This is a genomic window from Thiofilum sp., assembly GCF_016711335.1.
Classification (GTDB): domain Bacteria; phylum Pseudomonadota; class Gammaproteobacteria; order Thiotrichales; family Thiotrichaceae; genus Thiofilum.
Genome location: NZ_JADJTF010000001.1, coordinates 2,551,353 through 2,564,868 on the forward strand (window position 1 = coordinate 2,551,353; position 13,516 = coordinate 2,564,868).

Sequence of the window (13,516 nt, forward strand, 5' to 3'; positions counted from 1 at the left end):
GTCCTAGTTGTTATTACCCATCACATGAGGGTTTCTATTGATGACCCAAGCTGCCCTATCTACGCCACCCACCTCCGGCGTACCTAACGATGATAAACCCTTTATTCAAATTAAGAATGTCACCAAACGTTTTGGTGATTTTGTTGCGGTTGATAATGTAAGTCTTGATATTTATCGCTCAGAGTTATTTTGCCTCTTGGGCGGTTCGGGTTGTGGTAAAAGTACGCTGTTGCGTATGTTGGCAGGGTTTGAAAATCCTACCCAAGGACAAATTCTCATTGATGGGGTGGATATGGCGGGTATTCCGCCGTGGGAACGCCCAGTGAATATGATGTTCCAGTCCTATGCGTTATTTCCCCATTTGACGGTAGAGAGCAATATTGCCTTTGGTTTAAAACGTGAAGGGGTAAAGCGCGACGAAATTAATCAGCGTGTCGAGGATATGCTGAAGCTGGTACAGCTCAGTCAATTTGCTAAGCGTAAGCCTGATCAATTATCGGGTGGTCAGCGCCAACGTGTCGCTTTAGCACGTGCCTTGATTAAACGTCCTAAGTTACTCTTACTGGATGAACCGCTGGGCGCTTTAGATAAAAAGCTGCGTGAAGAAACCCAATTTGAGTTGGTCAATATTCAAGATAAATTAGGGGTAACTTTCGTCGTCGTGACCCACGATCAAGAGGAGGCCATGACCTTAGCCTCACGGATTGGCGTCATGAATCAAGGCGAGATCATTCAAATTGGTTCTCCTTCAGAAATCTATGAATACCCAGTGAATCGTTTTGTGGCGCAATTCGTAGGATCGGTGAATATCTTTGAAGGTATTGTCACTGAGGATGAGCCTGACTATACCGAAATTACCTCCGAAGAAGCGGGCACAGTCATTCATATCGATCATGGGGTTAGCTGTGCGCCAGAGCAAGTGATGTGGGTAGCAGTTCGCCCTGAAAAAATTGCTATTAGTCATGAGTCACCACAACAGCCGCATAATTGGACGCAAGGGGTGATTAAAGATGTAGCTTATATGGGCAGTAGCTCCATTTACAAAATTCAACTAGCGTCTGGCAAGATGGTAAGGGTTGAGCGCATTAATCGCATTCGCCGCGAGGAGGATGGGTTTACGTGGGATACTCCCGTTTATCTATCTTGGGAGTCAGGTGATTGTGTGGTGCTAAGCTCATGACTACTCTAACTACCCCAGCGCCAGTTTCCACTTTTGAACGGTGGTGGCAAGGCATTAAATATTTTATGCAGCAAGGGCGTAATTTTGTTATCGCCATTCCCATGACATGGTTAGTGTTATTTTTCCTTATTCCCTTTGCGGTAGTATTTAAAATTTCCCTCAGTGAAAAAATTCTAGCCATTCCGCCCGTGAGCAATTTATGGAGTTGGAATAGCGAAGATGCCTTAGTTACTTTAAATCTTTATTTAGGTAATTATAAGTTTCTTTGGGAAGATAGCCTCTATTTAGATGCCTATTTAAGCTCCATTAAAATTGCTGCTATTTCAACGCTTATTACGTTAATAGTAGCCTACCCGATTGCTTATTTAATTGCGCGGAGTAAACAATATCGTTATGTATTACTGGCGCTAGTGATTCTACCTTTCTGGACTTCTTTTTTACTACGGGTTTACGCGTGGATGGGGTTTTTGAATAAGAATGGAGTCATTAATAATATACTCATGTCTTTAGGCATTATTGATGAACCGCTCAATATGATAGGTACTAATTTTGCCGTTTATATTGGCATTGTGTATACCTACTTACCCTTTATGATCTTGCCACTCTATACCATTTTAGAAAAATTGGATGAGTCCCTATTAGAGGCTTCGGCTGATTTGGGGGCTAAGCCCTATGAGACTTTTTTACATGTGGTACTACCTTTATCCATTCCCGGTATCGTCGCGGGCAGCTTATTAGTCTTTATTCCAGTAGTCGGGGAGTTTGTAATTCCAGCCCTATTAGGTGGGTCAGATACCTTAATGATTGGGCGCGTATTATGGGATGAATTCTTTACTAACCGTGATTGGCCGATGGCGTCAGCGGTAGCGATTGTGATGTTGGTATTTTTAGTGATACCTATGATGGTCTTACGCCGAGTGCAAGATGCTAAACAGGAGCGCAACTCATGAAACAACGCTCTAATTTTCTATTGATTGCAGCCTCCTTAGGCTTTGCGTTTCTGTATCTGCCCATTATTTCACTGGTGATATTTAGCTTTAACGAGTCTAAATTAGTAACCGTATGGGGGGGCTTTTCCACTAAATGGTATGCCTCACTTTTAGAAAATGATGCGTTAAAAGATGCCCTAGTGAATAGTTTATTAGTGGCTTCTATTAGTGCTAGTTTGGCGACCGTATTAGGTACGATTGCGGCATTTAGTTTGACACGTTTGGGTAGTTTCAGAGGTAAGACCTTGTTATCCGGTATGGTCACTTCACCCATGGTAATGCCCGATGTCATTATTGGCTTATCGCTCTTATTACTGTTCGTGGCAATGGAGGGCTTAATTGGCTGGCCTTCGGGACGGAGTTTAACGACGATTATTATTGCTCATACCACCTTTTGTATGGCTTATGTGACCGTAGTGGTGCAATCGCGTTTAAGTAATATGGATGAGTCCTTGCAAGAAGCGGCTTTAGATTTAGGTGCTAAACCGTTTTCACTGTTCTTTTTAGTCACTTTACCGTTAATTCTACCTGCCCTGATTTCTGGCTGGTTATTAGCGTTTACTTTATCCTTTGATGATTTAGTCATTGCGAGTTTCGTAGCAGGTCCGGGTAATAGTACTTTACCGATGATTATTTTCTCCAAAGTACGTTTAGGGGTTAGCCCTGATATTAATGCCTTAGCGACGATTATGATTAGTATTGTGGCATTAGGGGTATTAGTAGCGATTTGGAATATTAGTCGTAGTTCTAAAAGGAAGAAAGTATGAGTGATTATTACGGCGATCAGGCTGCGTTTAAATCAGAAACACTCGGTCGTTGGCCTGAAATGACCTACGGCGGGATTTTGAGCTTTTTGCGCCGCCCGTATCGGCGTGATTTGACCGGAGTGGATGTCGCGGTGAGCGGCATTCCCTATGATAGTGCAGTAACCAATCGTCCGGGTGCGCGTTTTGGTCCGCGTGCGATTCGTGCTGCTGCTACTCAGTTAGCTGAACTGAAAGCCTTTCCCTTTGGGTTTGATCCGTTTGAAGTCTTATCGGTGGTGGATTATGGGGATTGCTTTATGGATCCGCATCATCCTGAGTCCGTTATTGAGTCGATTCAAAGTCATATTGCCACTATTTTAAAGGCGGGAGTGATTCCTTTAACCTTGGGCGGTGACCATTTTGTGACCTATCCTATTCTCAAAGCGCAGGCAGAACAGCATGGTGCAATAGCTTTGCTGCACTTTGATGCGCATTGTGATACTTGGGACGACGATGGCACACGTTTTGATCATGGCAGTATGTTTTTGCGGGCTAAACGTGAAGGATTGATTGATGTGGATCACTCGGTTCAGGTTGGGATTCGCACTTATAATGACTCGGATCATGGTTTTGAAATCCTGACCGCGCCGTGGATTCATCGCCACGGGATTGAAGAAACGATTAAGCGCATTAAAGCCCGTATTGGTGACAAAAAGGTCTATCTGACCTTTGATATTGATTGTATTGATCCGGCTTTTGCGCCGGGTACGGGCACTCCGGTGGTAGGGGGCTTATCCACAGCGCAGGCCTTAGGGATTGTGCGCGAGCTGGGCAGTCTCAATCTAGTGGGCATGGATGTGGTGGAAGTGGCTCCAGCTTATGATGTATCCGAAATTACCGCCATTGCTGGTGCAACCTTGGCTCATGATTTCTTATGCCTATTGGCTGAGAAAAAAGGGGCGCAGCGCTTTCCGATAGGGCATATTTAGTCTATTTAAAGGAAATGTAAGCCAAGAATTAAGTATCCAGCTAAAAGTAATCGTGTATTTTTGGAGCAGTCTTGGCGGCAGGGATGCCGCCTTGAAGCGTACAGGGAGGTATTTACAGCGCCTGCGGAGGAAATATACGATTACTTTGACTCAAGTACTTATTCTTGGCTTATGTTGAGAAGTTTGTGTAGCACTAGGGTGTAGAGCACGTCTGAATCCGAATCACTTCTAGCGTTTGATTATTTAATTCCACACATGCTTTGCCCTCAGCACATAATTGCCAATGACTTACGGTGGCATTGGAGTTAGCCAGTACAATTTCAGGCAAGGGGGGTAAATGCGGATGCCATTCCCACCAGCCATTTTTTAATACAGCGTCCTCCGCAGGTTCCATACCTGCACCAGAGCCTTTAATGCGTGCGCTTTCCAGCACTAATCCTTGTGGTTCTACGCGCCACGATTCTTGCCATGCCACTTTTTCTACCGAATGCACCCAGTTTAAACTGAATGCATTCACACTCCATTGCAAAGTGCTCGCCGCTAATAGCACGCAAATACTCAAGACTGAATACTCGGCTGCTGTTTTTTGAGTTTAAACCACAGCCATAACGCTAATAGAGCAGCTAGGGCAAAACCTATTTCATCGGTTAGAGGTAAAGCCATAATTAAACTTAAGGCGGCGGCGGTTGCGATGAGACGCTCTACAATCGTGAGAGGAAAACGCAAATAACCAATAATAGCCATGCCCCATAAACTAATCGCTAGTACCGCCTTAATGACAATATAAAGGATGGCTAAGGGATCAGAGCTTTGTAACATTAATGCCGGGCTATAAACTGCCATAAAAGGTAAGACAAACCCTGCTGCGGCAATCTTTACCGCTTGCAATGAAATTTTTAAACCACTTTCTTTGGCAATGGGTGAGGCTGCAAAACAAGCTAAAGCGACAGGAGGGGTTAAGTCAGCCAAAATACCAAAATAAAACACAAACATATGACTGACAATTAAAGGCACTCCTAATTCTAATAAAGCAGGGCCAGCAATGGAGGAGGTGATAATATAATTGGGGATGGTAGGAATACCCATACCTAAAATAATACAAGTCAGCATAGTGAGTAATAAAGATAAAAATAGGCTTTTATCGCCTACTGACACAATAAATTGCCCAAAAGTATTCGCTGCACCCGTTAAAGTCATCGTACCAATCACAATACCGACAATAGCACAGGCTATACCGACGGGTAGGGCGGTTTTTGCCCCTTCAGCTAAAGAATCAATACAGATTTTTAGTGTTTCACGACCACCTTGAGTGCTTAAGTTCCATAGTATTAATACGCCTAAGACTATGAGTGTGACAAATACAATATTAATACCACTCTTAAGTAGGGCAGCCATCATTAAACCTAAGCCTATCCAGAAGATAATTCGGATAAGATTACTAGATAAGCCTAATGCTATAGAGCCACCCAAGATTAATAATACCGTGAGGGCTAAGCCAACCGTTCCGGCAAATAAGGGAGTATAGCCTGAGAATAGTAAGTAAACTAAAATCGCCAGTGGAATGATTAAATGCCATTGTGCTTTTAAAGCAGCTAGTGCAGAAGGTAATTCGTCTTTAGGTAAGCCGTACAAATGATTTTTGCCAGCCTCTAAATGCACCATCCAAAATGCAGAATAGAAGTAGAGAATTGCGGGAATAAGAGCTGCTTTGACGACCTCGTGATATTCCACGCCTAAGGTTTCCGCCATAATAAAAGCCACAGCACCCATTACAGGGGGCATGATTTGACCACCCATGGACGCTGTAGCCTCTACACCACCTGCAAACGCTGATTTATAGCCAAAACGTTTCATCAGTGGAATGGTAAATTGTCCGGTAGTAACGACATTAGCTACCCCAGAGCCGGAAATCGTGCCCATTAAGCCAGATGAAATGACGGCAACTTTTGCAGCACCTCCTTGTTTATGACCTACTAAGCCTAGTGATATATCGGTAAAGAGTTTAATCATTCCCGCTTTTTCTAAAAAAGCGCCAAATAGAATGAATAAAAAGATATACGAAGAGGACACAAAAATAGGAATACCATAAATACCTTCCGTACCAAACGCCATATGATCAATGACCTGAGCTAAATCATAACCGCGATGGTTTAAAGGCGAGGGTAGGTATTCTCCCCATAAGCAATAGGCTAAAAATAATCCGGCAATAATCGGTAGGGCAATACCCATCGCTAAATAAGTGGCAAGAAAAATTAAAGCCAGTGAAATAATACCTATCGCTATATCACGAGGCAAAGGATCACCCGCACGTAATAGGAGTGCGTTATATTCGACCCAATGGTAAATAGCGATACCTACTGCCAGCAATGCTAAGCCCCAAGCAATCTTATGAGTTAGTGGGGAGGTACTTTTAGCATTAGCAATTAGCGGGAATACCATGAGCAATAAAAAGCCCACATGCACCACACGGACTATTTGGCTAGGTAAATCAATGAGGTGAGCGGCGGTAGCAATCTGAAATAAAGAGAAGGTGACTGCCAGCCAAAAGAGCACTTTCCCCTGGATATTAGCGGGAAAGCCTCCTTCTAAAGGTTGATGCAAAACCGCATCAACGCTACTACCGTGGTGGTTTACGGTTTGCATTTAGAGCAAACCTTTTTCCTTATAAAACTTTTCAGCGCCCGGATGTAAAGGAATGGGTAGGTTTTTAATAGCCTCTTCGATTTTAATATCAGAGGCGGCTTTATGAGCGGCTTTTAATTCTTCCAAGTTTTCAAACATCAACTTAGTCATCTGATATGCAGTATCGTCAGATACTTCAGAATGTGTGACTAGAATATTAGTGACTGCCGCTGTTTCTACCTCTTTATCTTGACCTTGATAAGTACCGGCAGGAATAGTCGTGGCAATATAAGGATTACCTATTTTCTCGACAATCTCTTTAGGAATAGCGACTACATTGATCGCTACCGAGGTGGCTAAATCTTTTAAAGAAGCAACCCCTAAGCCTGCCGATTGTAAAGTAGAGTCTAATTGACGATTTTTCATTAGCTCTACTGATTCGGCAAAAGGTAAGTATTCGGTTTTGGATAAATCACTATAACTCATGCCTGCGGCTGTAAAAATGGCACGGGCATTGAGTTCAGTACCGGATTTAGCGGCGCCTACCGAGAGGCTTTTGCCTTTTAAATCAGTCAGAACATTAACACCGGAGTCTTTAGCAGCGACCACTTGAATATAATTGGGATAAATGGCGGCGACGGCACGGAGTTTGTCGAGCTTACCTTTAAATCCGGCTTCTGTATCGCCTTCCCAACCCATTTTCACTGAGTCAGCTAAGGCAAATGCGAGTTCCCCTTTGCCTTGTTGCAGTAGATTAAGGTTTTCTACCGAGGCTTTAGTGGCTTGCACTTGAGTGCGAGCGCCTTCTATGTTAGTGCCATAGATTTTAGAAAGAGCGACACCTAGGGGGTAATAAACGCCGGATGTGCCTCCGGTGAGGATATTAATAAATTGTTCGGCATGAGCCTGTGTTGCAGCGAGTGAGAGCGCTAATGCTAGAGCGCTGATGCGTACCGTTTTAGCTAAGGCTAATTTCATCGTGGTGTTCTCCTTCCTATTGGTATTCACAGACTAACAGAGAAAAACCTTCCCTGCCAATAGGCTTAAGCAATAGCTAAAATACTCTTGGTTTTACACTTGCTTGATGCTGTTTTAAGCAATATAAAGGAGGTTTCCAATTGGAATGAGAGCAAACCCCTATGGCACAAAAATTAGAGTTAGCTGCGGTGATTAAGGCATTGCGTGAAGAGTTAGTGTTGGCGCAACGCGCAGGCGAAGGACAGGATATTCGTTTTGAAACCAAATCCATCGAAGTTGAGCTACAAACCCAAGTAGATTGGGAGATTGGTGGTGAGGGTGGCGGTAAAATTAAGTTTTGGGTTGTTGATATTGATGCTAAAAGCGGGGTTAAAAGAAAGTCCTCTAACACCCATAAAATTAAATTGATATTAGATCCTATTGATGAGGCTAACCCTGATCCAGCAACAGGGAGAGGTGGAAAAGTTAAAGTTACCGCTCGCAAACCTAAACCTAAACCTGATACTAATTAATGGCTAAGTCTTATGGAACCACGTTTAGTTGCAAGAATTTATGCTGATGAGCCTATTGGAACTGGTTATCCAATAGATAATGGTTTGATTTTAACTGCGTGGCATGTTGTAGAAGAATTACAAGCTAAAGATCTCCAGCTACAATGGTTTGAAAATCCATTATCTGAAGAGCCTTGTTGTTTCTGCGAAGTTAAAGAGATTCTTAGTCATCAAAAATGGCAGGAGTATGATATAGCAGTTTTAAAGTGTGAATTTCCCGAAAAAATACAAGTGCTTTACAGTCCAACCATGTTAGCGTACCAGTTACCTAGTGCGCGTACTGGCTGGGAGTCTGTTGGTTTTCCTCGTGTTGAAGGATTTTTAAAAAAGGGTTCTACAGGTTCTTTAAATGTAAATTTGGAAGGTGTAGTAGTTTCTTTAAATTTAGACAGTACGACTAATGAGGTAAGTCTAGAAAAAGAAAAAATGCAAGATGGATGGGCTGGTATGTCTGGTGCACCAGTTTTTAGTTTGCTAAATAAAAGGTTGATTGGATTGGTTACTGTGCATAATCAGTGGATGGATGCACAATTAGAAGCTGTTTCAATTCCTTGGTTGTTAGCAAATGATGCGGACTTCTGTAGTTGTCTGGGTTTTAGTAAGCCAAGTGTTGATTTTTCTGAGGCGATTAAGCATCTAAAAAACTATCCAGTTATGGCAAGCTATTTGCTTAGTGAGTTAGTAACCGAGGCTAGTGGTTATAAAGAAGATTCGGAGTTTATAATCGAGCAGTTGACTAAGAAACCTATATCCACTTTAATTCAATTGATTTATAAACTACAAAAAAACCATGATGATAATACTAAGAAAGTTTTTTCTAGATTACTAAGATTATTATTGCCCTGCATTTTTGATCGTAGCTATATTCCATTTATAAGCAATAATAAAAATCCCGAAGCAGGAGTTGTGGTTTTACCTTATGCTACTGATTTATCGGCTGAAATGCTAATGGCAGCCTTTGATAAAAGAGAAGCTTGTTTCCGAGTATTTTCTAATGATAATAAGTTAACTGCTCGTGCAGGGCGGTATCGTTTACCCGTTGCTCCTGAAGCGGGTGTGGTGAGTACTGAAAAGAATATTGCTGATATTGATTTGGATTTAAAAAATCGATTTGGAAAAAACTGTAATTTAGGTGCTATGCATATAGCAATAGACAAAGAGTTATTTAAGATAACTGATGAACCCTCATACTCTGAATTTGATACGGAAGAAGTACAGTTACTAATTCAAAGTGAGTTAAGGCGTAGAGATGGTAAAGCGCCTTCGTATTATTGGATTTTTATTTTTGGCAAAAACGAAGATGAAAACCAAAGAATGAGGCAGTTTGCAGTAGAGCTTAAGCTTAAGTACCCAGAGATTGTTCAGTTATCATTAAAAAGAGATGTCTTACTAATCAAAAATGAGCGAGATTTGTTTTTTCAACTTGCCGAGACTCAAGAGTTTTATTAAAGGACTACTATGCAACTGCTAGACAATAACCTACCTCATATTGAAATCACTAACGATATAGGTGATACCATTTTTCATGTGTTAGAGGAGGATATGATTAATGCAGTCAATGCAGCACTGGCTATTAATCGCCCGCTATTGATTTGGGGTGAACCCGGCATTGGTAAGAGTCAATTAGCTAAAGCAGTCGCAAAACAACTTAAACGTCCTTTTTTACATTTTGTAGCGGATGCTAAAACCGAAGCACGAGATTTATTATGGCAATTTGATGCGGTAGCTCGTTTAGCTGAAGCACAGATTTTAAAAGATGCTAGCAACCGCGAAGCATTAGCAGTTAAAAACTTTATTATGCCCAGCGTGTTATGGTGGGCGCTTAATTGGGAGTCTGCCAAAGAACGCGCGATAGCTTGTAAACGTCAGGAACCTATAAGCAAAGAGTGTGATATTAACAATGGCGCGGTAGTGCTGATTGACGAAATTGATAAGGCCGATAGTGATGTACCAAATGGTTTATTAGAAGCACTAGGTGCTCATCGCTTTCAACCTCAGGGCTTAGATGAAGTGGTAGAGTGTACAGGTGCAAAGCCTTTGGTGATGATTACCACTAATGAAGAGCGAGCTTTGCCCGATGCATTTGTGCGGCGTTGTTTGTCTTTGCATTTACATTTTCCTGAAAGTGAGACAGATCAAATAGCCTTTTTAGTTAAGCGGGCGCAAAGTAATGCTAAGTTTTATCCTCGATTAAATGACAGTATTTTTCAGAAAGCTGCTGAAGATCTAGTAACGGACAGACAATTTGCTAAGAGCAATCATTTATCTCCTCTGCCGGGGCAAGCAGAGTATTTTGACGTATTGCGTGGTTTACAGCGTTTAAGTGAGAAAACAAAAACAACAGGTAAAGCACTAGAAGAGTATTTAGAGCAATTACGTAAATATACCTACCGAAAACATACTGGTTTTCATAGAAAGTAACATGAAACAGTCACGCAGTTGTTTAAATCGAGCGGATTTATTAGCAGTACTCGAACTAGAGCAGCCAGCTATTGCAGGTTTTTTGGCTAAACAATTACGTTTAGAGGCGAATCAAGATGATATTATTAAACGTGAGTCAATAAGCACTGGGTCTGGTCTTTCTGGCACGGTTGATTTAGAAACTAATTGGCAACCCTCTCCAACACAGTCACAACTCAACGCCTTATTTTGGGTGGTAGAGCGTAGTGAAATGCGTGAAACCACTCATAACCCAGCCGAGCCAGCTACCTCACCACTCGCTGTTCCTCAATGGCGGGATCGACCTTCTCAAAAACCTAAATTTTATCCTTTAGCTTCGCCGCGTTATTTATTACCGCGTTTATTTCAGCATTTAAAACATCAGCGTCATAGTCGTGAAATCGATATACAGCGTATTGTTAAAAAGGTAAGTAAGGGCGAGTACTTATATCACTTACCACATCGTCAGCGCCGTAGTTTAGGGAGGCATTTGCATATTATTGAAGATCACCATTTGCATTTAGTGCCGTATTGGTTAGATCAATCCTTATATACACAAGTCCTTCAAGCCCACTTACCGGATTATGCCTATAGCCATGAAGTAGTGCAGGAGGGGCAGTCTTTTATTGAAGCGACTATTCCCGAAAATAGTGTAGTGCTGGTGTTTAGTGATTTAGGGGCATTAGCCGATCAACCTTATGAGTCTATTAGTTTTTGGTGGCAGGTGGGGAAGGTATATGAGCGTTTAGGTTGTAAGCTAATTGCCATTACACCCTGCCACGCGGAAGCTTGTGATAAGCGCTTACGAAAGTTATTTGAAATCGTATCGTGGCAACCCACACGACATATGGCTAAAACGGATAAGTCTACTTTACGCGCTCAAGCGGATAAATTATTAACACTTTTAGCCCCGGTCATTCGCTTAGAGCCTGCTTTATTGCGTAGTGTGCGTTTAGCGCTCGCCCAACATGGTTTTAAATTTCCTATCGAGGTTGAGGCGGCGGTTTGGCAGCACGTAGAGGTGATTGAGCCTTCTAGTGTGGCGGCAACTTTGAATAGTGATGGTCGTAAGCAGCGTTTGGAGCAGTTTAAGCACTATCCTGATGCAGTGAAACAAACCGTTTTAGACCTCATTCGTGAGTGGCGAGCGCCCTTAGCGGAGCAGGTTTGGTATGAAGAAATAATGAGTTTAGACGAGGGTAGTCGAGCTTTAGTGCCGGAAACAGATTGGCAAGATGCAGAGGGCTATATTCGTTATTTAGACCAACAGTCTGAGCTAGAGTACGGCTTAGAGAGTAATACTCGTGCTTGGTTTAAGCGTATGTCTAAGCGTTTACCGGAACCAGCATGGAATAATCCAAACGTAGGGGAGTGTTTGCAGCGTATTACTGGGCGTTTGTATGCGGATAAGGATTTGCCCTATGCCATTGATCCACAAGTATTAAAGCCTAGTAGTTTGCCTGAGCGTGTGTTGCGGATTTATCAACAGGGACAGCAGTTGACGTTGGGGCAGGTGGCGCATCCGTTCCTGAAGATTGGGGGGCGCTTGGCGGATATTAAGTATCGGCGTGGGTTGTTATATGTGGAGGCGGGGGCGTTTAAGCAGACTTTTCGTTTTGCTGAGGATGAGCCAGCATTTCAGGTGTTGTGTGAGTTGCCGAGTGAGGGTGAGTTGGTTTTGCGCACGGATGCGGAGACGTTGTATTTGGGGCAGATGGAGAAACCAGAGTGGGCGAGTGAGATTGGGAGGGATGAGTTTGGGGTGTATGGGGATTTAGAAGTGACTAAAAGCATTTATATATCTTATGGTACGAGTGATAAACGCCTTCTTGATTTGCTGGTTAAGGGTTTAAACTCACAGAGGGTTTTTACTATTTCAGATGGAAATTTAAAACAAGGCGATTCAATATCAAGTTTTATTGAGTTGTTAAATAGTCTTGATGTCTTTATCTTGATTGTGACTAATAATACATTGAGTTCAGATTATGTAAGATCAGAGATAGATAGAGCTATTAAGAGCAAAATTCCTATTCTGCCTATTTTATTTGATTCGGCTGCTAAGTCTTTTGAACCGGTTGCAGGTGTTATACATGGTGATTTAGTTGAGTGGGATGGAAGTGTTGAGGATATAAGATTCAAAAAGTTAGTGAAAATTATCAAAGAAAAACAATCAAAAGTTACCCAACGTTTTCGCTTTATTCCAGCAGGTAGTTTTATGATGGGTTCACCTGAGGATGAAGAAGGAAGATATGATGACGAGATATTAAACCAAGTTAATTTAGATAAAAGCTTTTGGTTAGCTGATACTGCTGTAACGCAGAAGTTATGGCAGCTGGTTATGGGTAATAATACTAGCTATTTTAATGATGATGAGCGAAACCCTGTCGAGCAGACAAGTTGGAATGATGCACAAGACTTTATTAAAAAACTAAAAGTTTTATTACCTAACTTGTATATATCTTTACCAACTGAAGCTCAATGGGAGTATAGTTGTCGTGCAGGAACTACGACCGCTTTTTATTTTGGATCCGAGATTAGTCCTAATCAGGTTAATTATAATGATATTCAGTTTCCCCCTAATGCTCATCAAAGATTGTACCGAAAAAAAACTATTCCTGTTAAATCACTGCCACCTAACTCTTGGGGACTTTATGAAATGCATGGCAATATCTGGGAGTGGTGTGAAGACGTTTATTTAGAAAAGCTGGACAGGTTTAGTAATTTCTCTAATATTGAAAGAGATGGTATTCAAACATCAGATAATCAAGAGGCTTATATAGTACGTGGTGGAAGCTGGTATTCAGATGATAGGCGTACTCGCTCAGCTTGTCGTTTTTTTCAAAAAAAAGACTCACAAGAAAATTTTGTTGGTTTCCGCTTATGTATAAATCAAATTGAACCAGCTCACCTTATCAAAAATATTTCATCTAATAGTTATTTATCAAAGAAATGGTCTTCTAAGCAAATTTATGAAGCAATGCTTAAGGCTTATTCAGATATAGAGCAAGGAAGCTAAGTTGGT

At 41.9% G+C, this 13,516-nt stretch carries 11 protein-coding genes; 8 read left to right on the top strand and 3 right to left on the bottom strand.

Features of this window, described 5'->3' with window-relative positions; genetic code table 11:
• Positions 1-40 precede the first annotated feature (40 nt).
• Genes potA through speB form a run of 4 tightly spaced genes read left to right on the top strand, consistent with a single transcriptional unit; the run spans position 41 to position 3,904 of the window.
• Positions 41-1,180 carry a polyamine ABC transporter ATP-binding protein gene (potA, locus tag IPL34_RS12140; RefSeq protein ID WP_296841710.1) on the top strand — a complete coding sequence of 380 codons (1,140 nt, stop codon included), beginning with the start codon at positions 41-43 and terminating at the stop codon, positions 1,178-1,180.
• The gene (locus tag IPL34_RS12145; RefSeq protein WP_296841711.1) at positions 1,177-2,130 is read left to right on the top strand and encodes an ABC transporter permease subunit; all 954 of its coding nucleotides are present in this window, start codon (positions 1,177-1,179) and stop codon (positions 2,128-2,130) included. Before potA ends, IPL34_RS12145 begins: the two co-directional genes overlap by 4 nt.
• Positions 2,127-2,936 (top strand): ABC transporter permease subunit, encoded by an 810-nt coding sequence (locus IPL34_RS12150; protein WP_296841712.1) that lies wholly within the window; start codon positions 2,127-2,129, stop codon positions 2,934-2,936. The genes IPL34_RS12145 and IPL34_RS12150 overlap by 4 nt, the downstream gene beginning before the upstream one ends.
• Positions 2,933-3,904 (top strand): agmatinase, encoded by a 972-nt coding sequence (gene speB / locus IPL34_RS12155; protein WP_296841713.1) that lies wholly within the window; start codon positions 2,933-2,935, stop codon positions 3,902-3,904. Before IPL34_RS12150 ends, speB begins: the two co-directional genes overlap by 4 nt.
• 193 nt (positions 3,905-4,097) lie before the next feature.
• Here speB and IPL34_RS12160 read toward each other — a convergent pair whose 3' ends face one another.
• Genes IPL34_RS12160 through IPL34_RS12170 form a run of 3 tightly spaced genes read right to left on the bottom strand, consistent with a single transcriptional unit; the run spans position 4,098 to position 7,504 of the window.
• Positions 4,098-4,466: a DUF1850 domain-containing protein gene (locus tag IPL34_RS12160; protein ID WP_296841714.1), complete on the bottom strand. Its 369-nt coding sequence runs from the start codon at positions 4,464-4,466 to the stop codon at positions 4,098-4,100.
• Positions 4,463-6,547 (bottom strand): TRAP transporter permease, encoded by a 2,085-nt coding sequence (locus IPL34_RS12165; RefSeq protein ID WP_296841715.1) that lies wholly within the window; start codon positions 6,545-6,547, stop codon positions 4,463-4,465. Before IPL34_RS12165 ends, IPL34_RS12160 begins: the two co-directional genes overlap by 4 nt.
• Positions 6,548-7,504, bottom strand: coding sequence for a TAXI family TRAP transporter solute-binding subunit (locus IPL34_RS12170; protein WP_296841716.1), 957 nt, complete (start codon positions 7,502-7,504; stop codon positions 6,548-6,550).
• Positions 7,505-7,665: 161 nt separating this feature from the next.
• Here IPL34_RS12170 and IPL34_RS12175 point away from each other — a divergent pair, with 161 nt between their 5' ends.
• Genes IPL34_RS12175 through IPL34_RS12190 form a run of 4 tightly spaced genes read left to right on the top strand, consistent with a single transcriptional unit; the run spans position 7,666 to position 13,510 of the window.
• A complete protein-coding gene (locus IPL34_RS12175) occupies positions 7,666-8,016 on the top strand; it encodes a trypco2 family protein (protein ID WP_296841717.1) in 351 nt (116 codons plus the stop codon).
• Positions 8,017-8,028: 12 nt separating this feature from the next.
• Entirely contained in the window at positions 8,029-9,504 is a 1,476-nt protein-coding gene (locus IPL34_RS12180) for a trypsin-like serine protease (RefSeq protein ID WP_296841718.1), read from the top strand.
• 9 nt (positions 9,505-9,513) lie between these two features.
• Positions 9,514-10,476 (top strand): MoxR family ATPase, encoded by a 963-nt coding sequence (locus IPL34_RS12185; RefSeq protein ID WP_296841719.1) that lies wholly within the window; start codon positions 9,514-9,516, stop codon positions 10,474-10,476.
• Between the two features lies 1 nt (position 10,477).
• Positions 10,478-13,510, top strand: a complete 3,033-nt coding sequence (locus IPL34_RS12190; RefSeq protein WP_296841720.1) for a formylglycine-generating enzyme family protein — start codon at positions 10,478-10,480, stop codon at positions 13,508-13,510.
• Positions 13,511-13,516 lie beyond the last annotated feature (6 nt).

Excerpts from the sequence above, each read along its gene's own strand:
- potA (WP_296841710.1), top strand. The coding sequence starts at position 41 with ATGACCCAAGCTGCCCTATCTACGCCACCCACCTCCGGCGTACCTAAC.
- IPL34_RS12150 (WP_296841712.1), top strand. The coding sequence starts at position 2,127 with ATGAAACAACGCTCTAATTTTCTATTGATTGCAGCCTCCTTAGGCTTT.
- IPL34_RS12185 (WP_296841719.1), top strand. The coding sequence starts at position 9,514 with ATGCAACTGCTAGACAATAACCTACCTCATATTGAAATCACTAACGAT.
- IPL34_RS12180 (WP_296841718.1), top strand. The coding sequence starts at position 8,029 with ATGGAACCACGTTTAGTTGCAAGAATTTATGCTGATGAGCCTATTGGA.
- IPL34_RS12175 (WP_296841717.1), top strand. The coding sequence starts at position 7,666 with ATGGCACAAAAATTAGAGTTAGCTGCGGTGATTAAGGCATTGCGTGAA.
- IPL34_RS12145 (WP_296841711.1), top strand. The coding sequence starts at position 1,177 with ATGACTACTCTAACTACCCCAGCGCCAGTTTCCACTTTTGAACGGTGG.
- IPL34_RS12190 (WP_296841720.1), top strand. The coding sequence starts at position 10,478 with ATGAAACAGTCACGCAGTTGTTTAAATCGAGCGGATTTATTAGCAGTA.
- IPL34_RS12170 (WP_296841716.1), bottom strand. The coding sequence starts at position 7,504 with ATGAAATTAGCCTTAGCTAAAACGGTACGCATCAGCGCTCTAGCATTA.
- IPL34_RS12165 (WP_296841715.1), bottom strand. The coding sequence starts at position 6,547 with ATGCAAACCGTAAACCACCACGGTAGTAGCGTTGATGCGGTTTTGCAT.
- speB (WP_296841713.1), top strand. The coding sequence starts at position 2,933 with ATGAGTGATTATTACGGCGATCAGGCTGCGTTTAAATCAGAAACACTC.